Source organism: Gillisia sp. Hel_I_29 (assembly GCF_000744275.1).
Taxonomy (GTDB): Bacteria; Bacteroidota; Bacteroidia; order Flavobacteriales; family Flavobacteriaceae; genus Gillisia.
The window spans coordinates 38,678-62,997 of sequence record NZ_JQLP01000005.1 but is presented as its reverse complement, the minus strand read 5'-3'; the positions used below and the strand labels follow the sequence as shown (position 1 = coordinate 62,997).

The 24,320-nt window shown below is 35.1% G+C and carries 19 protein-coding genes; 7 read left to right on the top strand and 12 right to left on the bottom strand.

Annotated features, from left to right (window positions below):
* Positions 1–30: 30 nt before the first annotated feature.
* The 7 genes from P163_RS05330 to P163_RS05300 form a co-directional block, all read right to left on the bottom strand.
* The gene (locus tag P163_RS05330) at positions 31–801 is read right to left on the bottom strand and encodes a 3-hydroxybutyrate dehydrogenase (protein ID WP_034888441.1); all 771 of its coding nucleotides are present in this window, start codon (positions 799–801) and stop codon (positions 31–33) included.
* Complete coding sequence (locus P163_RS05325; RefSeq protein WP_034888439.1) at positions 794–1,588, bottom strand: alpha/beta fold hydrolase; 795 nt, start codon at positions 1,586–1,588, stop codon at positions 794–796. The genes P163_RS05330 and P163_RS05325 overlap by 8 nt, the downstream gene beginning before the upstream one ends.
* Positions 1,589–1,604: 16 nt before the next feature.
* A complete protein-coding gene (locus tag P163_RS05320; protein ID WP_034888437.1) occupies positions 1,605–4,088 on the bottom strand; it encodes a TonB-dependent receptor in 2,484 nt (827 codons plus the stop codon).
* Positions 4,089–4,211: 123 nt separating this feature from the next.
* Positions 4,212–5,654 (bottom strand): hypothetical protein, encoded by a 1,443-nt coding sequence (locus P163_RS05315; RefSeq protein ID WP_034888435.1) that lies wholly within the window; start codon positions 5,652–5,654, stop codon positions 4,212–4,214.
* Positions 5,654–6,583: an alpha/beta fold hydrolase gene (locus P163_RS05310; RefSeq protein ID WP_051931155.1), complete on the bottom strand. Its 930-nt coding sequence runs from the start codon at positions 6,581–6,583 to the stop codon at positions 5,654–5,656. The genes P163_RS05315 and P163_RS05310 overlap by 1 nt, the downstream gene beginning before the upstream one ends.
* Positions 6,561–8,090 (bottom strand): class I adenylate-forming enzyme family protein, encoded by a 1,530-nt coding sequence (locus tag P163_RS05305; RefSeq protein WP_034888433.1) that lies wholly within the window; start codon positions 8,088–8,090, stop codon positions 6,561–6,563. Before P163_RS05305 ends, P163_RS05310 begins: the two co-directional genes overlap by 23 nt.
* A complete protein-coding gene (locus P163_RS05300) occupies positions 8,087–9,571 on the bottom strand; it encodes a sodium/pantothenate symporter (RefSeq protein ID WP_034888431.1) in 1,485 nt (494 codons plus the stop codon). Before P163_RS05300 ends, P163_RS05305 begins: the two co-directional genes overlap by 4 nt.
* Positions 9,572–9,753: 182 nt before the next feature.
* Between P163_RS05300 and P163_RS05295 the strand changes: the two genes are divergently transcribed.
* Positions 9,754–10,734, top strand: a complete 981-nt coding sequence (locus P163_RS05295) for an isoaspartyl peptidase/L-asparaginase family protein (RefSeq protein WP_034888429.1) — start codon at positions 9,754–9,756, stop codon at positions 10,732–10,734.
* Between the two features lie 22 nt (positions 10,735–10,756).
* Here P163_RS05295 and cphA read toward each other — a convergent pair whose 3' ends face one another.
* Entirely contained in the window at positions 10,757–13,384 is a 2,628-nt protein-coding gene (cphA, locus tag P163_RS05290) for a cyanophycin synthetase (RefSeq protein ID WP_034888427.1), read from the bottom strand.
* Positions 13,385–13,495: 111 nt separating this feature from the next.
* Between cphA and P163_RS05285 the strand changes: the two genes are divergently transcribed.
* A complete protein-coding gene (locus tag P163_RS05285; protein ID WP_034888425.1) occupies positions 13,496–14,350 on the top strand; it encodes a cyanophycinase in 855 nt (284 codons plus the stop codon).
* 12 nt (positions 14,351–14,362) lie between these two features.
* Here P163_RS05285 and P163_RS05280 read toward each other — a convergent pair whose 3' ends face one another.
* Entirely contained in the window at positions 14,363–15,295 is a 933-nt protein-coding gene (locus P163_RS05280; protein ID WP_034888423.1) for an isoaspartyl peptidase/L-asparaginase family protein, read from the bottom strand.
* 134 nt (positions 15,296–15,429) lie between these two features.
* Here P163_RS05280 and polA point away from each other — a divergent pair, with 134 nt between their 5' ends.
* Positions 15,430–18,255: a DNA polymerase I gene (gene polA / locus P163_RS05275; RefSeq protein WP_034888421.1), complete on the top strand. Its 2,826-nt coding sequence runs from the start codon at positions 15,430–15,432 to the stop codon at positions 18,253–18,255.
* A 67-nt stretch (positions 18,256–18,322) separates the two neighbouring features.
* Here polA and P163_RS05270 read toward each other — a convergent pair whose 3' ends face one another.
* Complete coding sequence (locus P163_RS05270) at positions 18,323–18,892, bottom strand: lipocalin family protein (RefSeq protein WP_034888420.1); 570 nt, start codon at positions 18,890–18,892, stop codon at positions 18,323–18,325.
* A gap of 377 nt (positions 18,893–19,269) precedes the next feature.
* Between P163_RS05270 and rplM the strand changes: the two genes are divergently transcribed.
* The 4 genes from rplM to tsf all read left to right on the top strand — a co-directional run bounded on the left by rplM (position 19,270) and on the right by tsf (position 22,085).
* Positions 19,270–19,725: a 50S ribosomal protein L13 gene (rplM, locus tag P163_RS05265; RefSeq protein WP_034888419.1), complete on the top strand. Its 456-nt coding sequence runs from the start codon at positions 19,270–19,272 to the stop codon at positions 19,723–19,725.
* Positions 19,725–20,111 carry a 30S ribosomal protein S9 gene (gene rpsI / locus P163_RS05260; protein ID WP_034888418.1) on the top strand — a complete coding sequence of 129 codons (387 nt, stop codon included), beginning with the start codon at positions 19,725–19,727 and terminating at the stop codon, positions 20,109–20,111. The genes rplM and rpsI overlap by 1 nt, the downstream gene beginning before the upstream one ends.
* A 164-nt stretch (positions 20,112–20,275) precedes the next feature.
* Entirely contained in the window at positions 20,276–21,166 is an 891-nt protein-coding gene (rpsB, locus tag P163_RS05255; RefSeq protein ID WP_034888416.1) for a 30S ribosomal protein S2, read from the top strand.
* A gap of 94 nt (positions 21,167–21,260) precedes the next feature.
* Positions 21,261–22,085: a translation elongation factor Ts gene (gene tsf / locus P163_RS05250; protein WP_034888413.1), complete on the top strand. Its 825-nt coding sequence runs from the start codon at positions 21,261–21,263 to the stop codon at positions 22,083–22,085.
* A gap of 202 nt (positions 22,086–22,287) precedes the next feature.
* On the opposite strand, the gene P163_RS05245 is transcribed toward tsf, so the two are convergent.
* Positions 22,288–23,034, bottom strand: coding sequence for a cyclase family protein (locus P163_RS05245; protein WP_034888411.1), 747 nt, complete (start codon positions 23,032–23,034; stop codon positions 22,288–22,290).
* Positions 23,035–23,104: 70 nt separating this feature from the next.
* On the bottom strand, positions 23,105–24,301 hold the full coding sequence (hemW, locus tag P163_RS05240; protein ID WP_081891297.1) for a radical SAM family heme chaperone HemW: 1,197 nt from the start codon (positions 24,299–24,301) through the stop codon (positions 23,105–23,107).
* Positions 24,302–24,320 lie beyond the last annotated feature (19 nt).

Below are 24,320 nucleotides of genomic sequence, written 5' to 3'. Positions count from 1 at the left end.
GCTTCTTTCTAATAAACACTTAACAAATAATTATTGTGCAGACCATCCTCCATCTAGTGTAAAGGCAGATCCTGTTATTGCTGAAGAATTATCCATAGCTAGATAAAGGGCTAATTCAGAAATCTTTTCTATTGGTATAAATTCTTTAACTGCCTGCTTCTTTAACATGATCTGGGATACTACCTCATCTTCAGAAAGTTTATGGGCTTTAGCCTGATCTTTAATCTGTCCTTCTACCAAAGGTGTTTTCACATAGCCTGGGCAGATAGCATTACAGGTAATATTATGTCCTGCCCCTTCTAAACCTAATACTTTGGTAAGTCCTATAACCCCATGTTTTGCTGAAACATAAGCAGCTTTATATTCTGAAGCCCTTAAACCATGAACCGATGAGATATTTATAATTCTTCCAAAATCTTGCTTTTTCATGATCTTCCAAACCGCCTTAGAGGCAATAAAAGCTGAAGTAAGATTTATAGCTATAATAGCATTCCATTTATCTAATGGAAATTGTTCTACAGGTGCCACATATTGAATCCCTGCATTGTTAATTAAAACATCTATACTTTTAAAAAGCTCCTCCGCTTTATTTACGAGTGCTTCAATTTCTTCAGGCTTGGTGAAATTGGCATTAGAAAAGGCTGTATTAACACCAAACTTCTCTCCTACCTCAGCAGCTATTTTAGCTCCATCTTTTTCTAAACCATGAAACATAATATTATAGCCCGCCTCTGCAAATCCTAGAGCTATTGCATGGCCTATACCACTGGTACTTCCTGTAATTAATGCTGTTCTATTCACTTTTAAGAAATTTTAATATCACTCTATTAAATTCATCTGGTTGATCCATGGTAACTCCATGTCTGGATGCTTTTATTACATGCAACTTAGAATTCTGCATTTTAGCCACGTAATTTTCTTTGGAGGCAATTGGGGTATAATCAAATTCTGATGCAATTACCAAACTAGGTATTGCTATTTGTTCTATTTTAGCTCCCAATCCCCAATTCATTAAACTTGTAAAAGAATTAAAATAGGGTTCTAATTGATTCTTACTGGCTCTATCAAAAAATGCCTGCTGAAGTTGTTCTTGCCCCTTATCGGGAAACATTCCTACAGAAACCTTTTTAGCCATAGCTTCCATGCCTTTGGTTCTTAAAAGTTGAGTTCTTTCCTGAATCATTTGATCTCCAAACGCTCCAAGATTATTAAAATCTGGTGCCGTGTTTACAATTACCATCTTCTTAAATAGTGATGGATATCTAACAGCCATTTCAAATGCTACGGCGCCTCCCATGGAAAATCCAATTACAGAGCAACGAGTAACATTTATCTCATCTAACAATAACATCATATCTTCTGCACAAAGCTTCACTCCATACTCCGCTTTTAATAAGGGTTTTGATGAATTACCATGACCTCTAAAATCTGGCGCTATAACTCTAAAGTTATTAGTAAGCGTCTCGATCTGAAGATCCCAGTCTGCTTTGGTAGAACCTAAGCCATGGAGAAGAAGCACAACTTCTCCTTCTCCCTGATCTAGATATTCTATATTAACATTATTGTTTAATTTTCTTTGATGGATCATCTACTATCCTTTTGCTTTATTTTCTTAAAGCTTCAATAGGTAAATGATACTTTAATTCTACCTGAAATAATCTACCTATTTCTGGAGATGCTACAAATTCTCTAACTTCAGAATTAAGTACGTTGGTAATACTTGCTCCTATAGCTAAGTTTTCTGTAATGTTATATCCAACATTTAGGTCAAAATTTACAAATCCACCTAAAGGACCATAGTTCCAGGTTCTACCATTTCTAGCATTTTCAATTACATCATTAGTTCCATCTCCATTAAGATCTTGTGTTTTAGCGGCGATGTTTATTCCAGAGAAAAAGTCATATTCCTGTACATATCTAGCATATATAGAACCATAGAACTTTGGAGAAGTATAATAGTATCCTAGACCAAATTTATTCTTAGGTGTATTTATTGGTAGATCTGTGGTAGTTACTACTCCATCTTTATTAGCATCATTGGCAAGATCATCTGTATCTAAACTAAAATCGAAGAATGAATAATTGAAAGAAAATCTATTCTTATCATTTAGGTAATAGTTCAATCCAAAGTCTGCCCCGTAAGTATCAACAGATCCAAAATTTATATAGGTAAGAACTACAGCTCCTGTAGAACCAGGAATTACTTCTCCTATTGGCGTATTCCCTCTTTGCGTTACTGGTGATGTTGCTGTAATATTTATTAATGGACTCAAGAAATCTTCAGACATATTATAATAAGCATTTACATCTAAGAACAACTTATCTCCAGCTATTTTCCCTTTATACCCAATTTCATAAGATTTGATGGTCTCTACCTTTAATGGATCTATTATAGTTCCATCTTGAAGCGTAAATCCTTCTCCATTTCCAAGTACCAATCCACCAAAAAGATTACCGCTTAAGTTAAGAATTGAAGGGGCAGCGATCCCTTTTCCATAAGTCAATCTAAAACTACCAAAATCAAAATTCTTTACAATTGCGGCTTTCGGAATAAAGTTTCCTCCGTATAACTCATGATCGTCATATCTTCCTACAAATAATAAATCTACAGCTGCTTCTTCAAAGGTATATTCAACCTGCCCATAAACTCCGGTCTGGTCTATAACTATTGGTCCATCTGAATCTAATAGATAAGTATTCTTAGAATCTGCACGATCTTCTTGAAATTGTGCTCCTAATACATATTTAAAGTCACCAATTTCATTGTTATATTGAGCTTCCGCATTAAATCTTCTAGAGTTATCTTTAAAAACACTTCCTCTAGGCAAACTAATTCCACCATCTGGAAGACCTTCTATCGGAAACCATTGTTCTGTGTAAGAGCGAGCTAAAGCTTCTTGCTCTGTAAAACCATTATTTATAAAAGACACATAGTTTTGAGTGCGCTGGTTGATAGCATATGTATCTTCGGTCTTACTCCATGTATGATAAATGTTAGCGTAGAAATGTGGAGAGATAAGTTTTGCCTGAGCATAATCTATAGCCCAGTCTGTGATCTGATTTCTTCCTGCATTAGTTACACCTAAGTTACTGTTGTTACTATGCCCGTAAGATGCTATGATATCTGTTTTAGGCGAAAGAGAATAATATGCAGCTCCTCCATATTTTGTGGTAGAGAATTTTCTATCTAATTCTAATTCTGGATAAGCTGTAGTTCCTACATATACAGAATCTACATAGTCAAACTCTTTACCCTGAGTGTGTTCTCCCCAAACTTTAAAAGCAAATTTATCAGACAATTTCATGGCATGACGCAATCTTGCACTAAAAACCTCTTGATTTCCTGCAGCTACGGCAATATCTGTACCTTCTGAAGTTCGAGGATCTTTCGTAATTGTAGCAACCAACCCATTATGAGCATTAGGCCCATATAAGGCAGCATTTGGTCCTAATATAATTTCAACTCTTTCAATATCATCTTTGGTGATCGTAGTAAAAGTACCTAATGGTAACCCTGTTGCTACCAGAGTTGAAATTCTTCCATCTTCAACTTGTAAATTCTTAGAGTTAAAAGCAGAGTTAAAACCACGAATATTGATCCCGGTTCCCTGAACTCCACTTCTTACAAAGTCTACTCCTTTTTGTCTTGCAGCCAATTCCCCTGGATTACCGGCATAGCTTGCAATTTCTTTAGAACCAATAATTGCAATGGTAGCAGGAGCTCTCGTTACTTTTTGAGGTCTACGAGAAGCAGAAAGTACTACCTCATCCATTACAGAAGAAGATAGATTCAAACTTATATCTAGCTTTACATCTTGCCCTGCGGTAACGCTTACTTCTTTGGTTATACTTTCATAGCCCATAAAAAATACATCTATAGTGTATGTTTTTGGGTCTAGGTTATCTAATTTAAAATTTCCGTTCTCATCTGCAGAAACTCCGGTGTTAGTTCCTCTAACAACGATATTGGTTCCCATTAGTGGTTCTTGTGATGTAGCGTCCACCACAGTTCCGCTTATACTCCCCTTTTGGGCGAATGAAGCAATGCTGAAAAAGATGCTTACAAGCATCAAGATTTTGATCTTCATAAATTGATTGTTTAGTTATTTAAGACCAATTTAACAAGTTGATATGCCTTTAACAGGAAGTTGAGATATTATAAAAGTGTGACCTAAAGCAAATAAGATTCAAATAATTACCTAAAATCACTATTAGCGTGCTTTACCTACAGTAGCATTAAGTTGTGACTTAACCTGCAGAAACAATTCTGGAAGTGTAAATGAAAGTCTTTCAATAAATAAATTTAGATCTGCCATTCCCTTTTTATTGAAACCATTTGAACTACCCGCAGAATTTAGTAATTCTAATTTCAGTTTATCTTCAGAAATAAAACCATTCATATACATAGCTAGATGGAAATACCAGTGAATCTTAGGTATAAAATCTTCCCTCATCATCGCTTCCTCTTCGCGTTCCAACAGATTGTATTTCTTTACCGTTTTAAGCACCTCTTCATGTTTTTCTAAAGTGGTAAGCAGCATTAAATAATTAGAAAAGAAATGTCTCCACCTATGTTCAAACACAAATTGTTTATTATTGAAAAGAAAATTTTCAGCAAAAGATTGAGCGATCTTTACTCGTTTGTTTCTAATTAAAGTTCGCACATAATGAGTAGCAAAACCTAATTTTTGATGATGATTGTTAGATCTTTTAAACAGCTCGTAATTGGAAGTCATTACATCTAATGCCTGTTTATTCTTTTCCTTTTTAAGAAGGATAGCAATAAGATTATTTAAATAGAATAGCTTGTCAGAATTTTCTTGTTTTAAAGAAAGGTGTGCATAATATTCTGCTTTGTCCAGATCGTCTAAATTAGAGTGAAGGATCACTCGGTTGGCATAATAATTAAAGAGCACTCGTTTGGCGTACATTTTCCCTTCTGCAAAGCAACTGTCCATATAATCGAAGACCTTGGTTGCCTTTTCATATTCTTTATAGTTAAAATACAGAAACACCAACCTTATAAAAGCATTATACTTATTCTTACCATCTAGAACATCGCTATATAAATAACTTAGTAGCTTCTCTTCCCAATGTTTGGTAATTAAGGTTCCGCTGGTATATTCATGAGTAAGATCTTTGGTTGCGTAGAAAAGTTGCTCCTTTACAGCCACCGCATTTAAATAGTATTCTTTATTCTCTTTCAAAAATAGATCTGTTTGCTCGCAATCCTGATATCTAAATCTAATAAGCAGATAATCCTGAAATTCTTTTACTAGCTCATAAAACTTCTGAAAGTAAAAAGAGGTATTATTATAATTGGAGATCAAACTCAATAATTCCTGCTCTTGCTGAGGAGAAATGGTATCTGTAAAGATCTGCTTTTCTGTTTGAGAAAGGTATTCCAAATGCGCATCTACATCTGCTTGTTCCAGCTTATTACAGATCCATTTTTTTATATAGGCGTATTTTCTTTTGTCTATAGCTTCATCAAATTCTTCCGAAGTATAAAATTTCTCGGCATTAATGCAAACCTTCTTTAAGATCGACTCCTTTTCTAGGTCTCTAATTTTATTTTCTTTCAATAAAAATGAAGCTTCATGAGGAAGAATTCCTTCAGAAAAATCATTGAATATTTTAAGTTTAGATTTCATTAATGTTTTAAAAATGATTCTATTTCATTATTCACCAAATTCGATTTTTCAAAATTTACAAAATGACCTGCTTTATCTATGATCTTAACTTGTAACTGAGGCATTTTTTCCTTGGCTTTAGTAGCCAAAAATTCTAAATCTTGAGTTGGATGAAAATATTTATTAGGAATTAAAGCATCGTTGGCTCCGTAGATCATAAGCACCGGAATTTTAATTTCAGGCAATTTATCAATCACCGGCTCCTCTAACATGGCATGAATATTATTTACGATCATCTTCGAATAATCTGGAAAATCTGAAGCGTTTTTCATTGCAATTCTGTCTTCTACCATAAATTCTGCATCTTCCGGAAATTCGTAAAAATTAAGTTTGAAATTGTTTCTTATTTGCTCTTCTGAAGCATTCTCTACCATTGATGCTGTATAAGACATCTTCATGATCTTGCCTTCTTCTTCAGCAAAAGTTTCTATCCCCGCCGGAGCTATTAAAATTAATTTCTGAAAATTTTCAGGAGCTTTTAAAACACTCGTCATAGCAATTTGGCCACCCATAGAATGACCTACCAAGACCACATTCTTCAATTCTTTTTCCTTTATAAATTGATTGATAAAATCTGCATATTCAGCAAGCGTATAATCCAACCTGTTCTTTGAAGATTTTCCATAGCCTGGAAGATCTATAGCAATACATCTATAATCTTCTTTTAAAGAAGAAATATTCTTATTCCAAGCCTCCATATAACTGGAAAGTCCATGAATAAAAAGTAAAGTTGTAGCTCCAGAACCCGTGTCCTGAAAAGCGATCTTCTCGTTATTTATTAAAACTGAATCCACTGGGTTGGTATAGGTTAGGGTCTCACTAATTGTGTTTTGGGCAACTGCATTTATAAAAAATAGAAGCATTAAGCTAAACAACGTTCCTTTTCTCATGATTTATAATTTTATATAAGTCTTTTAATTTTACTCTATCAATTTTACCGATTCCGGATTTCGGCAGAGAATCTAAGCAAATAATGTCTTTCGGGATTTTATAACTCGCCAAATACTTTTTTAGGTGGTTCAAAATATCGTCTGCTTTTAGATCATCATCGTCGTTTAAAACAATAAAAGCAACGCCAATTTCTCCCCAATTCTCATCTTCAATTCCTATTACAGCAGCTTCTTTTACCAGATTGTTTTTATAAAGCACTTGTTCAATTTCTGAAGGATGAATATTTTCTCCTCCGGAAATGAATAACTGATTTTTTCTCCCAACGATGTAGATAAATCCGTCTTCATCAATCTTTGCAATATCACCAGTGTATAACCATTCTTCTTTGATCTTATTAAAGGAATAAGAGGAGTTGTTCCAATACCCGGGAGTAACTATATTTCCTTTTAAACAGATCTCGCCATATTCATAGTTTGCGACTTCTTCCCCGCTAGTATTAACGATTTTCATATCTACATAAAAATTAGGTTTTCCAATAGAACCCTTTTTCCATAAGGCATCGTGATGATGCAAAGAAGTAATGCACGGGCCAGCTTCTGTTAATCCATAACCCTGACTTAAAAAAATTCCCTTTTCTGCCCAAGCATCAATCAGTTTAATAGAAAGTGGCTCTCCACCTACTACTATATATTTTAAAACATCTGCCTTAAAGGTGGAAAACGCTTTATTCTTAACCATCATACGCAACATGGTTGGTACCGCTAAAAATAGAGAAATAGGTTCTTCTTCAATATAATTGAGTACTCTTTTAGGCTTGAATCTTTTTAAGAAATCTACTCGAGCACCGCGATGTAACATGGGTAATAAAAGCACATTCCATCCCGAAGTATGAAAAGGCGGCAATACATTTAAGGTGTGATCTGCAGAAGTAATCTCCAATTGTACCGAAGTGTTCAAACTATTCCAGAACATCATTCTATTGGTATAAATTACTCCTTTAGGTTTTCCAGTGGTTCCCGAAGTATAAAAAATAAATATTGGCTGATCTACTTCAATAGTAAACTTATTAAGAACTTCTGGCAAGTCTAATTTTTCTGCTTCAGTAAAAAATGATAAAAATAACGTTAAGCTTGCACTGCTATAGCTTTTTAATTCTTCTTCTAATAATTCAAAACTGGAACCTTCTGCCAATACCAAAGTTGGGATCACATCAGTAATACAATGTTTTAACTCGTAACTTGTAGCTCTAAAATTTAAAGGCACTAAGATAATTCCCAACCTTTGAGCGGCTATAAATAGCATCAAATATTCAGGAGAATGTTTAGCAACAACAGCTATTCTATCTCCTTTTTTTAGCTGAAACCTATTCAGCAAGAAGTTTCCAATTTTTCTGGAAGTATCGTCTAACTGCTTATAAGTATAAATGCGACCGGTATCTAAAGATCTTACCGCCTTTTTATCGGGAGTGTAAGATGACCATTTTGATATCCAATCCAGATAGTTCATACTTTCTTTTTACTGAATAAATATAGCAAATTACCAATAATAAAAGATGCAACTATAGCTATAGCTGCAGAAACTCCAGGATTATTAACAGGTTCCTGCATATATGAAGTGATCCTTCCGTAGTAAATTATAAAGTGAAGCGCTACGGCAGAAAAACTTGCAATAAACACAGCATTCTTGCTTACCTTTTTAAAATAAATTCCGAATAACACAGGCACAAAGGCAGCAGCGAAATAGGCATAAACCCCATTTTGGGCAAAAATAGCCACACTTACGTTTGGGTTTATGATCTGATCATAACTCAACCAAAAACTCACAATTGCTAATAAGATGATCACGATTTTATTAAGCGCAACAGAACTTATCTTTTTCACAGAAGGAAATAACGGTGTAATCAAATCGGTACTTATAGTAGTAGAAAGCGACTGAATTAAACCTTCCAAAGTAGAAAGTCCTGCAGAAATCAACCCGGCAACAATTAAAACACCCACCCCGGCAGAAAAAGTCTTGACCACATAGGCCGAAACCAACTCATCCATCTTAAGCGGAACTCCTTCTATTGCGAGATCTGGAAAAGTGATACGAGCATAAAGCCCAACAAATACTACCAGAAAGAAAACCGTCATACAGCTAATTGCCACAAAGAGGTATTTATTTACAGACTTTGCATCTTTTAAAAACAGTGATTTTGTAATAATATGAGGCTGACAAACAATTGCAATTCCAATTACTATCTGGCAAGCTATAATTTCAAAGTAATCTCTAAAAAGAAAACTCTTTTCGTTGGTGGTTTTTACCAATTGTGGATCAATATCTTTTAAAGTATTTATAAAGCCTTCAATTCCATGATTAAAATATTCTACTCCAGATAAAATCAAAATAAGCGCCACAATAAACATTAATACGGCCTGAATAGTATTGGTATATACCATAGAATTTGCGCCACCAAACATCATATATCCAAACACGAAAATCACCAATCCCAGCAAGACATAGAAGGGTTCCAAATTCAAAGATTTTGAAATAATCTGCGTAAGTCCCACACAAATTAGCACTATAAAAGTGATCAGCAAAAGAGAAAGAAATGCAAAGAAAATGGTGAGTCCTTTACTATCATATCGCTTCCCGATCCATTGCGCCATAGTAAGCGCTTTTACTGTAGACCCATGTTTTTGGAATGCCTTGGTAAAAAATATAAGCGATGCAAAAATGGCAATTGGCATAACTACTCCAAAAGAGATAATTCCTGCAAAACCATAAAGTGCTATAAACCCCGGATTGATTATAAACGTCGCCGCACTCGTCATAGAAGCGGCTAAAGATAGTCCTACTGCCCAAGCTGGGAAACCGTTACTACCAATGGCAAAATCATCTATATTCTTAGTCTTTCGCATTCCGCGAACTACAAAAAATATGATAACTAATGAATAAAATACGAGTAAAAGTGTTACATATAAAGACCAGGTTTCACTTGCGAACATATATTAATTGAGTTTGAAAAGTGAAGTTAAAACTTATACTTATTTTAGTTGAATTAATTGTTTAATTATAGAGTGCGACTTAAAAACAATTTCATCTAAAAGCTTAAAAGATCTAAATATAGATTGAATAACTACAACTAAGACTTAAATATGATTTAATTAAATTTCATATCTTATCCAAGATGAAAAGAAGAAAGTTTATTGAAAGATCTACACTTACCGGAATAGGAATTGTATTTTCATCAACCGTTATTAATGCTTCTCCATTGCCAAATTATAACCAAATACAAATGAACAAATTTCCTATAACCATTGCTACATGGAATTTCCCTAACGCCAGTAAAAGAGCCGGTGAATTGTTGAGTCAAGGCGCAAATGCGCTAGATGCTGTGGAGCAAGGAGTCATGGTTGAAGAAGCAGATATTAGAAACACCACCGTGGGGAAAGGGGGAGCGCCAGACAGAGATGGAAATGTAACTTTAGATGCATGCATTATGTCTCCTTCGGGAAATGCCGGTGCTGTTGTTTATTTAAAACATACCTCTAAAGCTGCCTCTGTAGCACGAAAAGTAATGGAGGAAACTCCGCATGTAATGCTAGCAGGAGAAGGTGCAGATCTTTTTGCCATACAGCAAGGTTTTGAAAAAGAAGAATTATTTACAGAGGGTTCTAAAGCCGATTATCAGGAATGGTTAAAAAAGAAAGAATACAAACCGATAATCAATATTGAAAATCACGATACCATTGGAATGTTATGCATCGATAAAAATGGGGATCTAGCAGGAGCCTGCACCAGTAGCGGACTTTCTTATAAAATAAATGGACGCGTTGGAGATTCACCTATTATTGGTTCCGGATTATTTTTAGATAATGAAATTGGTGGAGCAGTAGCTACCGGGATGGGTGAAGCTATTATGAAAAGTGTTGGAAGCTTTTTGATAGTGGAATTGATGCGACAAGGAAAATCGCCTCAAGAAGCCTGTGAGGAAGCAATTAATAGGATCATAAAAGCAAACCCGAATACTTATAAAGAATTTCAGGCAGCTTTTATAGCCATCAATAAAAAAGGTGAAATTGGCTCTCACTGCATTCAGAAAGGCTTTAGTTACGTAAAATATCAAGCTGATAAGAATGAGAACATTCTTAGCAGCTATAATTTTTAAGATATTAAAAGAATAGGATAGGTTATAAATCTAACGTTCCATTTGCCTCTTGTTCTTGCATTGTCTGAATAAGTGCTAAAACTTCTGTTATCACATCGCTACAAATTATAATGAGCGAACCTTTTCTGGCATGTTTAATAGCATAAGTAACTGCTTCCTTTTCATTAGGAATGACGGTAGTTTTTTTATCTGGGTTTGTTTGATTGATCCCTGCAGTAAGCATATCAATTAATTCCTTCTCACTTCTTCCTCTTAGATTTTTATCCTGACGAATAATAATTTCATCAAACATTTCTGCAGCAATACTTCCCAATAGTTTGGTATCTTCTTCTTTTCTATCTCCCACTCCCGCTATAATTCCAACTTTAACCGTACAATCAATTTTTCCTATAAAATTCTGTAAAGCTTTCATTCCTGCCGGATTGTGTGCATAATCTAACAAAACTTGGAAATTTTTAAATTGAAATAAGTTCAGCCTACCCGGTGTCTGTGCAGGTGAAGGATTGAAGGTTTGAAGTCCAATTTTAATATCTTCTATAGTAACGCCTCTTAAGTAGGCCGCTAAAACTGCAGGAAGTATATTCTGGATCATAAATTCTGCCTTGCCACCAAAAGTTAATGGAATATTAACCGCTTTCATAATTCGCAATTTCCATTCTCCTTTACAAATGGTAATGTATCCATTTTCATAAATGGCAGAAAGGCCATTTTTCTTTTGCATAGCTTTTATCCTAGTGCTATTCTCATCCATAGAAAAGAGAGCAATGTTAGAGATCGCTTTTTTACGCATTTTATATACTAAATCATCATCTGCATTAAGAATTGCATATCCATTTGGAACAACACTTTCAGGAATAATTCCTTTTACTTCTGCTAATTGCTGAATAGTGTGAATTCCTTTAAGGCCTAAATGATCTTCAGAAACATTAGTAACTATACCAATATCGCAATTATGAAATCCTAACCCGGAACGTAAAATTCCTCCTCTAGCACATTCCAAAACAGCAAAATCGATGGTAGGATCTTTCAATACAAATTCTGCACTGTTAGGCCCTGTACAATCACCCTTCATTAATAATCTATTCTGAATATAAACTCCATCACTTGTAGTATATCCAACTTTATACCCATTTTGTTTAGCCAAATGTGCTATCAACCTTGTAGTGGTTGTTTTACCATTGGTACCAGTAATGGCAATTATAGGCACTTTACCAGTGGCTCCATGAGGGAAAAGTTCATCTATCACTGGAGCTGCAACGTTGCGAGGCAAACCTTTGGTAGGCGCCAAGTGCATTCGAAAACCAGGAGCAGCATTTACTTCAATTACAGCTCCTCCGGTTTCAGATAGTGGCTTACTAATATCTGTAGTAATAACATCAATTCCGCAAATATCAAGATCGATTATTTTTGAAATGCGTTCTGCCATAAAGAGATTGGCCGGATGTACCACATCGGTAACATCTTCTGCAGTACCACCGGTACTCAAATTGGCAGTATCTTTCAGAATTAATTTTTCACCTTTTTTCAAAACAGATTTCAGTGTGTAACCCTCTGTAGCAATAATTCCTTTGGTTACATTATCTATAGTGATCAAGGTCAACATTTTTTCATGACCATAACCCCGCCTTGGGTCTTTATTTACTTCTTTGATTAACTCCCTAATCGTACTTTTTCCATTTCCAACCACATGAGCAGGAGTACGCCTGGAAGCTGCTACCAATTTATGATTAATAACCAATAGACGATAATCATCACCTATGATCTGCTTTTCTATTAAAACCGAAGATGATATTTTTTTGGCAATATTAAATCCTAACAACGCCTCTTTAAAAGTATTGATGTTTATGGTCACCCCGCGACCGTGGTTCCCATTTACTGGCTTCGTAACCAAAGGAAATTCAAGTTCACTCACCACTTCTTGCAGGTTAATTTCGTCTCTCAAAATTTTACCTTTTGAAACAGGAATCTCTGCTTGTTCTAATAAATATTTGGTTTCAACTTTATCACAAGCAATCTCCACACCTATATTACTGGTATGGCAAGTTACTGTAGCTTGTATTCTTTTTTGATTCGAGCCGTATCCAAGTTGGACTAAGGAGTGCTTATTTAATCGAATCCAAGGAATCCCTCTACTCTCTGCTTCTGCAACAATAGCCCCAGTGCTTGGGCCTAGTCTTACACTCTCCCTAATTTCCTTCATTTCTTGGATATCAACAGCAAGATCGTAAGTTTCGCTGTTTACCAAAGCCATACAAATCTTTACAGAAGCATTAGCTGCATATATACCCACCTCTTCTTCCATATAATCGAACACCACATTATATACTCCATCTTCCCCGTAACCTCTGGTTCTACCAAACCCAACATCCATTCCGGCCAAAGTTTGAATTTCTAAAGCAATATGTTCGATAATATGCCCCATCCAAGTTCCTGCTTTCACCCTTGAGAAAAATCCGCCAGCTACACCTTCAGAACATCTATGTTCATACATGCCCGGAAACATGTTTTCTATTCTTTCAGAAAAACCATCAATTTTGTCAGATGGTCGCTTTTCCATCTCTTCCAAATCCAAAACCATGACTATTAATTTATGCCTTTTTATAGACCAATAATTAGGGCCTCTAAGGGCATGTATTTCTCTGATTTTCATAATTTTCTATTTATAAATTTTTCCTTGTATAAGAAAAGCTGGAATTATGATGTTAATTTATGTCTTGGTGAAATATTAAACTATTTTTACCCCATAATTTAATTTTTAATTATGATAAAAGGAACTTTAATTCCTATTGGCGGAAATGAAGATAAAGGGTTTCATAAAGCAGACAGATTTCGATTAGATTACATAAGCCAAGGAATTTTGTTCAGAGTTGTTGAAGAAAGCGGAGGTAAAAATTCAAGAATATTAGTAATTACAACGGCTTCAGGAATTCCAGAGGTAGTTGGAAAAAACTATATTGATGCATTTAGTCTATTAGAATGTAAACATGTAGTTACTTTATTTATAGCATCTAAAGAAGAAGCAGATCTTCCTGAAAATTTAGACCTATTGAAAAATGCAGATTGCATCTTGTTTTCTGGCGGAAATCAATCTAAAATTACTTCGAGAATTAAAAATACCCAGTTCCATAAGATCTTGATGGAGCGTTATAAAAATGAAAATATAGTTGTTGCCGGAACCAGTGCTGGTGCCATGTGTATGTCTATGGAAATGATCACAGGCGGAAGCAGTAAAGAATCTTTTATAAAAGCAGCCACCAAATTTCAAGAAGGAATGTCCTTGATTCCTGAGCTTATTATAGATACCCATTTTATTCAACGAGGTCGTTTTGGACGTTTATCTGAAGCTGTTGCAAGATATTATGACCGAATTGGCTTCGGATTAGCAGAAGACACCGGACTCGTAATAAAAAACGGAAATGATTGTGAAATTATTGGTTCAGGAATGGTTATTATTTTTGATCCCGGAAAACTTACTCATAATAATTATGACATTTTAAAGAAAGGCACTCCTTTAACTATGACGCATTTAATTACCCACGTTCTTTCTGCGGGTGATAGGTTTGACATAGATAAAAGAACCATTAAGGTTTTAACCAATCCAGATCATATGTTATAGGATTCTTTGGGTTTAAACATCATATATCAGAATTTCATCCAAACCTTCAGAATTTTTACAACCTCTATACATTCCTTCTGTATTAAAAGGCATGGCGATATTGCCTTTGGCATCAACGGCAATCAATCCGCCATCGCCTCCAATTTTTAAGATGCGGTTTAAAATAACTTCATCTGCAGCATCTTTAAGAGACAAGCCTTTGTATTCCATTAAGCAAGAAACATCGTAAGCCACAACTCCTTTTATAAAAAACTCACCGCTTCCGGTACATGAAACCGCACAAGTGCTATTATTGGCATAATTTCCTGCTCCTATTATAGGACTATCTCCTATGCGCCCAAACTTTTTATTCGTCATTCCTCCAGTTGAAGTTCCTGCAGCTATGTTTCCGTTTTTATCGCAAGCAACTGCTCCAACAGTTCCAAATTTGGAATCTTTTTTAGTAGAATGATCTAATTGAAAAGAATCTGAATCTTTGATCTCCAACCATTGCTCATGTCTAAATTCATCGTAGAAATAGGAAGGCTCTTCCAATGTATAATTCAAAGATTTCGCGAATTCCATTGCTCCTTCCCCGGCCATAAAAACATGTTCGCTAGTATCCATTACATCTCTAGCCAGTGAAATCGGGTTTTTAATACCCGTAATTAAAGTTACGGCGCCTGCATTTAAAGTTTTCCCATTCATAATTGCAGCATCCATTTCATGAGTTTCACTTGCAGTAAAAACGCTCCCTTTCCCCGCATTAAATAAATGAGAATTCTCTAAAACCATAATAGTTTTCTCTACCGCCTCCACTGCATCTTTACCTTCTTCTAGAATTTGATAGCCGGTTTCCATAGCCTCTCGCAATACTTTTTTATATTCCTTCTCCTTTTCAGGAGTCATTTTTCCTTTTATCAAGGTTCCTGCACCACCATGTATGGCTATGGCTATTTTCTGCATCAATAGTAGTTGTTTAGTTATTTTCAAATCACTCGGGTTATTTTAAGCTTCCGAATTCATTTATTTAAAATTACAACATGTGTTTTACATGTAGCTATAACTTTTGTAGTTTTATAGACTTATAATTTTCCTATATGTCACAACAAAAACGTTTATTTCTTTTAGATGCTTATGCATTAATATTTAGAGGATATTATGCCTTTATCAAAAATCCCAGAATCAATTCCAAAGGTCTAGATACTTCCGCAATAATGGGTTTTACAAACTCTTTATTCGATGTGATTAGAAGAGAAAAACCAGATCATTTAGCGGTTTGTTTTGATAAAGATGGAAGCGCAGAGAGAACAGAATTATATGCCGACTATAAGGCGAATAGAGATGCCACCCCAGAACCTATAAAAATTGCAATACCTTATATTCAAGATATTTTACGCGCCATGCATATTCCCGTGGTAGTTTTACCGGGATGCGAAGCAGATGATGTTATTGGTACTTTGGCAAAACAAGCTGAAAAAGAAGGTTACCAAACTTTTATGGTAACTCCAGATAAGGATTTTGCTCAATTAGTTTCAGAAAATATCTTTATGTACCGCCCTGCAAGAATGGGTAATGGAATCGAGATTCTTGGTATTCCGGAAGTTCAGGAAAAATTTGGAGTTGAGAGACCGGAGCAGGTTATAGACTTCTTGGGGATGATGGGAGATGCATCCGACAATATTCCGGGACTTCCGGGAGTTGGAGAAAAAACTGCCAAAAAATTCCTGAAAGAATTTGGAAGCATGGAAGAGCTTTTAGCAAATACCCATAAGCTGAAAGGAAAGATGAAGGAGAAGATCGAGGAAAATGCTGAACTTGGAATTCTTTCCAAGAGACTAGCAACGATCATGACCGATATCGATGTGAAATTTGATGCAAAAGATTACGAACTTTCTCATCCAGATTCAGATAAAGTTCAGCAGTTATTTGAAGAATTAGAATTTAGAAGATTAAAAGATCAGTTCATAAAATTATTTTCAGGAGAAGATCAATCAAACCCTACTCCTATTTCAGGATCAAAATCTAATACAGCTCCAAACCAAACCGCTGGTGCAGGGCAGTTCTCTTTATTTGGTGGAGATACCGAAAAAATTGAAGCGACCTCTAGCAGGCAAAATCTAAAAGATACATCTCATGTGTATCAAAGTCTTTCTTCAGAAATGGCTATAAATTTATTCCTAAAGAATCTTAGCAAGCAGAAGAGCGTTTGTTTTGATACCGAAACTACCAGTTTGAATCCGTTGGAAGCTAAATTGGTAGGAATCGCTTTTTCTTGGGAAGCTGGAAAAGGTTTTTATCTGCCTTTCCCGGAAGATGATTCCGAAGCTCAAGAATTAATTGAGATTTTACGTCCGTTCTTTGAAGATGAAGCTATTGAAAAGATCGGTCAGAATTTAAAATATGACATCAAAGTTCTTGCTAAATATAACATCGATATAAAAGGTGCACTTTTCGACACTATGATAGCTCATTATTTGATTAACCCAGATATGAGGCATAATATGGATGTCTTAGCTGAGACCTATCTTAATTATACTCCCCAACCAATAACAGATCTTATTGGTAAAAAAGGCAAGAATCAGGGAAATATGAGAGATGTTTCGCTAGAGAAACAAACCGAATATGCTGTAGAAGATGCAGATATTACCCTTCAGCTAAAACAACAATTTGATCCTGAACTAAAAGAAGCAAAGACAGATAAACTTTTTAATGATATTGAAATTCCGTTAGTGCGCGTATTGGCAGATATGGAATTGGAGGGGATTAAACTGGATGAAGATTTTTTAAAATCTTTATCTGAAGAACTTGAAAATGATATTTCAAAATTAGAAGCTCATATTTATACTGAAGCTGGAGAAGAGTTTAATATCGCATCTCCCAAACAGTTGGGTATTATATTATTTGAAAAATTAGAACTAGTTAAAAAACCGAAGAAGACCAAAACTGGACAATACTCTACAAGTGAGGATGTTTTATCTTATCTGGCAAGTGAACATAAAATAATTCAAAGTGTGTTGGATTATAGAGGTTTGGTAAAGTTAAAGAACACCTATATAGATGCACTTCCAAATCAGATAGAAAAAACTACAGGGAGAGTGCATACAGATTATATGCAAACTGTGGCTGCCACGGGAAGATTGAGTTCTAACAATCCAAACCTTCAAAATATTCCAATTAGAACAGAACGTGGAAGACAAGTTAGAAAAGCATTTATTGCTAGAGATGAAAATTACACCCTGCTTGCTGCCGATTATTCTCAGATTGAATTGAGAATAATTGCAGCCTTAAGCGAAGAGGAAAATATGATGGAAGCTTTTAAAAATGGTGAAGATATTCATTCCTCCACCGCAGCAAAAGTTTTCAATGTGCCTTTGGAAGAGGTTACTAGAGAACAACGTAGCAATGCTAAAACGGTGAATTTTGGAATTGTGTATGGAGTTTCTGCCTTTGGGTTGAGCAATCAAACAGATCTTTCCAGAGCAGAATCTAAAGAATTAATAGACACCTATTATGCAACGTATCCTAAACTTAGAGATTATATACAATCTCAAGTGGAATTTGCTAGAGAACATGGGTACGTGCAAACCGTACTTGGCAGAAGACGTTACTTAAAAGATATCAATTCTCAGAACGCTGTTGTAAGAGGAGCGGCAGAGAGAAATGCCGTTAATGCTCCAATTCAAGGAAGTGCTGCAGATATTATAAAAATTGCAATGATCAATATTCACAAAAAACTAAAAGCAGGTAAATACAAGACTAAAATGTTACTTCAGGTACATGATGAATTGGTCTTTGATGTATTTAATGAAGAGCTTGAAGAAATGAAAATATTGATTAAAGATGAAATGGAACAAGCCTTTAAAATAAGTGTTCCTCTAGATGTAGAAATTGGAGTCGGAGAGAACTGGCTGCAAGCACACTAAAAGGCAAAAGAGGCTATTATATTAAATAATAGCCTCTTTCAAATTAACACTTGCTGTAAATAATTTGCTAGTTCTTAGCATATTCTAAAGACAGGATTCTGATTGGGGAAGCAGAACTGTCTCCAGGGTCACTCACATACTTGTCTGATTCAAACTTAGTAACTGCGAATGCAAAAGTTGTTGGGGTAATAGTAAGCTGTTTTCTTTCAGTATATATAATTCCACCTACATTAATGTCAAGAATAAGAACATCTCCATCTACATCCCAAGTTCCGGAATCTGCTCTTCCACTTTCACAAGTAATTTCATCATTATCTATACCTCCACTAAAACCTAGTTTTGCATTGGTAGCAGTAAAGGTCATATCTTCTCTAAACACCACGCCCATTTGATCAAAACAATTGGTCTCATTTAAAATGTTATTATTACTTGTACCGTCACTGTTAAGATCTACTGGAGTATCTGCCTGCATAACAGATAAATTCCAAGTTCCAACAAGATCTGATGGTGCTAAGGTAGTTGAAAGGTCTGTTCCATTAAAAGCAGCAGATTGTACATCATCTCTATCTTCTGCAGCGCAGGAAAACAATGAAACTATAACTACTAATAATAGGGATCTAGTAAAAAATTTGTTCATAGCTAAAATTTTATAACATTATAACACTACAAACATAAGCACATTAAAGTTTAATTTATGACTTTATTAACACAAAAAGTGCCGTTAAACGGTTTTTTAACACACTTCAGCTTTTTAAGCCCTATCTAACGTAAGAAATTTACTTATAAAATTAAGAATTAGTGTCTTATGGTAGCTTATGAAGTAGTAATGTTAAAAATTGAAGCTCATAGTCGCTCCTGAGAACTGATTGAACTTTAAACTATTCACAGCAAATAAATTAATGAACCTCCTATTTGCAATATGAATTTATAATTGTACATTTGCACCCCTGTTTTCACGATAGAAATATCGGGAACGGGGAATGGAATGTTTAATAACAAGTAAAATTAATTAGTGTGGACACATTAAGCTACAAAACAGTATCGGCCAACAAGGCTACCGTGACCAAAGATTGGGTACACGTAGATGCTGATGGTCAGACTTTAGGTCGTCTTTCTTCAATAGTTGCAAAACTACTTAGAGGAAAATACAAACCTAACTTTACCCCACACGTTGATTGCGGTGACAATGTAATTATTACAAATGCCGAGAAGATCAACTTAACAGGAAAGAAATGGGATTCTAAGGAATACATTCGCCACACAGGCTACCCTGGGGGACAACGCAGTTTAACTGCAACAGAATTATTCAATAAAGCTCCGGAAAGACTTATTGAAAATGCGGTAAAAGGAATGTTACCTAAGAACAAATTAGGTGCAGCTATCTTCCGTAATTTAAAGGTTTACGTTGGGTCAGAACATGATCAATCAGCTCAAAAACCTAAAACTATTAACTTAAACGAAATTAAGTAATGGAGGTTATTCACAAAATTGGTCGTAGAAAAACGGCTGTTGCAAGAGTATATGTTGGGCAAGGAAGCGGTAACATTACTGTTAACAAAAAGGATCTTAAAGATTACTTTACTACCGGACCATTACTTTTTAAAGTAATGCAACCTCTAAACATGACTGGAAACGAAGAGAACTTTGATGTAAAAGTGAACGTTTACGGTGGTGGAATTACAGGACAAGCGGAAGCAATTCGTCTTGCACTTTCTAGAGCTATGGTAGAATTGGATGCAGAGAACCGTGCGGTATTAAAGCCAGAAGGTTTAATGACCAGAGATCCAAGAATGGTAGAACGTAAGAAATTCGGTCAGAAGAAAGCCCGTAAGAAATTTCAGTTCTCGAAACGTTAATATATTGGGCATTGCCCAGAAAGTTCATTTAATATTTAATAAGATTTTTGTTGTTACTCCGATACGCCTTCGGAGGTTAGTTTAGCATCTAAACGGTCGAGGCCAGATTAAAAATATCGCCACTCGATTGTTGCTATCTCAACAGAACGTAAACTATTACAAAAATGGCAAACAAAGTAGAAGTAAAAGAATTACTTGATGCAGGTGTCCACTTTGGTCACCTAACAAGAAGATGGAACCCAAACATGGCCCCATATATTTATATGGAGCGCAACGGGATTCACATCATCAACCTATATAAAAGTGCTGCAAAAATGCAAGAAGCCGCAGAGGCTCTTAAAAAGATTGCAGCTAGTGGTAGAAAAATACTTTTTGTAGCTACCAAGAAACAAGCTAAAGAGATCGTTTCAGAACAAGCGTTAAGAGCCAACATGCCATATATTACAGAAAGATGGCCTGGTGGAATGCTAACTAACTTTATCACCATTCGTAAAGCCGTTAAAAAAATGGCTTCTATTGATAGAATGAAAAAAGACGGTACTTTCAACACTCTTTCTAAGAAAGAACGTTTACAAGTAGACCGTTTAAGAGCTAAGTTAGAAAAGAACTTAGGTTCTATTTCAGATATGAGCCGTCTTCCGGCTGCATTATTTGTAGTAGATACAACTCGTGAACACATTGCTATTAAAGAAGCTCAGAAATTAAACATTCCAATTTTTGCAATGGTTGATACTAACTCTGATCCTCGTGAAGTAGAATACGTGATCCCATCTAACGATGATGCATCTAAATCTATAGACAAAGTGATCTCTTATATGTCTGACGCTATAGTAGAAGGTCTTTCTGAAAGAAAGTCTACTAAAGATGATAAGGACGATAGCAAAGAATCTAAAGCTCCTAAGGCCCCAAAAGCTAAAAAATCAGATGCAGATGTAGAAGTTCCTTCTAAAGATGCTGAAGACAAAAAAGCAATGAAAGAGGCTAAAAAAGATGTTAAACTAGAGTCTAAACATGAGACTTTAGAAAAAGCTAAGTCTAACGACGAAGAAGAATAACATAATTTTTTAATAAGTTTTATGAGTCGTTTAGTTCTTTCTTTTGAAAATAGCTAAACGACTTGTTCATTAAAAACCAAAAATTCTAAACATCATGGCAAAGATAACCGCCGCAGAAGTAAATAAATTAAGACAATCTACCGGTGCCGGTATGATGGATTGTAAAAAAGCATTAGTAGAAGCTGATGGAAATTTTGACTCAGCTGTTGAGATCCTTCGTAAGAAAGGTCAAAAAGTTGCTGCAAATAGAGCCGACAGAGATTCTTCTGAAGGAGCTGTAATTGCAAAAGTTAATGAAGATTCTACAAGAGGAGTTATTGTTTCTCTTAACTGTGAAACAGATTTCGTTGCTAAGAATGATTCTTTCGTTCAATTAGCTACAGATCTTGCTGAAATTGCTATCAACACTTCCTCTAAAGAAGAGTTATTAGCTGCAGATTACAAAGGTATCTCAGTTCAGGATAAATTAACTGAGCAAACTGGTGTAATTGGAGAGAAAATTGAAATTGGAGATTACCGTACTATGGAAGCTCCTTTTGTTGGTTCTTACATCCATGCTGGTAATAAAATTGCTGTTCTTACAGGACTTTCTAAAAATGTAGATGGGGCTGAAGAAGCTGCAAAGAACGTTTCTATGCAAGCTGCTGCTATGAACCCTGTTGCTTTAAATGAAGATGGTGTAGATCAAACTGTAATTGATAAAGAAATTGAAATTGCAAAAGATCAACTTAGAGAAGAAGGAAAACCTGAAGAGATGTTAGATAATATCGCAAAAGGTAAAATTAAACGTTTCTTTAAGGACAACACTCTTGTAAATCAAGACTACATTAAAGACAACAAGTTAAGCGTTTCTGCATACGTAAAGTCTGTAGATAGCGATCTTACTATTGTTGCTTTTGAAAGAGTTGCTTTAGGATAATTTTCGCTTCTAAAGTGATCTTTAATCATAGTGAAAAGCCGTTTCTTAATTGAAACGGCTTTTTTATTTTTATAATTCGGCTACCTAGTATATTTAAAGCCAATTTCAATTCTTACCCACGTCTGGCCGAGCTTAATTAAGCATTTCAACATATTTAGCGTAACCTAAAAAGAGCAATAGCATAACACTTTTCAGCTTTAGTTTACTCCAACCTATACAAAATAGGCTTACTGGGAGCTGCATCATTTTCAAAAGAAGCAATTTGTAAATTCAATAAATAATTACCGTCTTCAATTTTATTAGAAACATATATCAACTCCGTAATACTTGCATCAAATCGCGTGTTTTTGGGATAGTCCCAAAAAGCTTTATGCGCTAATAATTTACCCTCATCCCTTTCCTTATCTACAGAAGGGAGGTCTATGAGCAAATGCTTCACTCCGCAGTCTCTAATATACTTTGCAGCATTCTCTGAGAGATATGGCCAATTAGTATGAGAGTATTTCCTGGTTCGCTTTTCTATATAATTGGGCAGTGTTCTAATGATTAAGGCTTCTGCATCTCCCCTCTCTAAATACTTTTCTATCTGCTCTAGAATAATTACCTGATCTCCCTCTATTTTAAGAGGTTCTATAGAAACTAATTTTGCTGTAAAGAAAAAAGTCTTCAGGCTATCATTAATACTATAAAACTCTTTGGTGATATGGCCAACGCACTCTGTATGGGTACCATGCCCGTGCGGATTGAAATAGATGTTATTAAAATTTGTGGAAGCCCCTTCTGTAACCTTCCCAACAAAATCTCCATCTACTACTGGTTTTATTCTTGGATGTTCCAAGTACCACGCTATAGGATTCTTATCATCTCCACGAACACTTAGAGAGATATCTAAAGGCTGAGACAGATCTACCAGAAAACTTTTGTTCTTATGCTGTATGCTTGTTTTCATTACTTTTACCTACGGTTATTATGATATATAATTAGAACTTTAAACCAGTTCAAGATGAAGGATTGGTTAATTAATTCTCATCTAAATAAAACAATTCACTAGATATGCCATCACTTAAAAACTTTCCCTTATCAGAAACTTTTAAAGATTCATTTTTTAAGATCAACAAGCCCTCTTTTATTAGATTAACAGATTGCTCTAAGAGATACTTCTTGTAATTGGTTCCAAAATCTTTTTTCACCTCCTCCAAAGAAATACCCCACATAGTTCTTAAGCGAGTCATTACATATTCATTATACCTATCTGTAAGAGAAAGCTCTTCTTTCTGCGCTGGGATCTTATCATTTTCTATGGCATTAATATATAATGAATTATTATTTATATTCCATTTGCGCTGATTTCCATTAAAGGAATGGGCAGAAGGTCCAACTCCCATATAAGTTTTACCCATCCAATACGCAGTATTGTTTTGAGAGAAGTAACCTGGCTTACCATAGTTGGAAAATTCATACTGCACAAAGCCTGCTGATTTTAATTTATTGGTAAGAAGATCAAAATGAATACTTGCAACCTCATCATCTACAGGTTCTATTTTCCCCTTATCAATAAATTTCTTTAAAGCAGTATTTGGTTCCACCGTTAACGCGTAACAAGAAAAATGAGGCAGATCTAACGATAAGGCAATATCTATATTTTCCTCCCATCTTTCTACACTCATCTCTGGCATTCCATATATTAGATCTATAGAAATATTATCAAAATATTGCTTTGCAAGCTTAATAGATGTCAAGGCTTCGTTAGCATTGTGCGCACGATTCATAAGTTGAAGATCTTCCTCAAAAAAAGATTGTACTCCTATACTCAATCTATTTACACCCGCTAATTTCAATTCCTTAATCTTATCTGCTGTAAGATCATCAGGATTGGCTTCTAGGGTAATCTCTACAGTGCTAGAAACCTCAAAATTATCTTCTATGGTAGTTAATAATTGTTTTAATTCTAGTTCTGATAGTAATGAAGGTGTACCCCCACCAAAATAGATAGTTTGAACTAATTCTTGCGTAATCTCATCTTTTCTCAGCAAGATCTCTTTACAGATCATTTGTATTAGTTCTTCCTTCTTTTTTACTGAAGTAGAAAAATGAAAATCGCAATAATGACATGCCTGTTTACAAAAAGGAATGTGAATATATATACCAAATTCTTTAACCTTATCTCCAGCTGGATTGGTTATCAAGGTTTCATTAAAGCTTTTGATATCTAACATAGATCTAGATTATTATTGA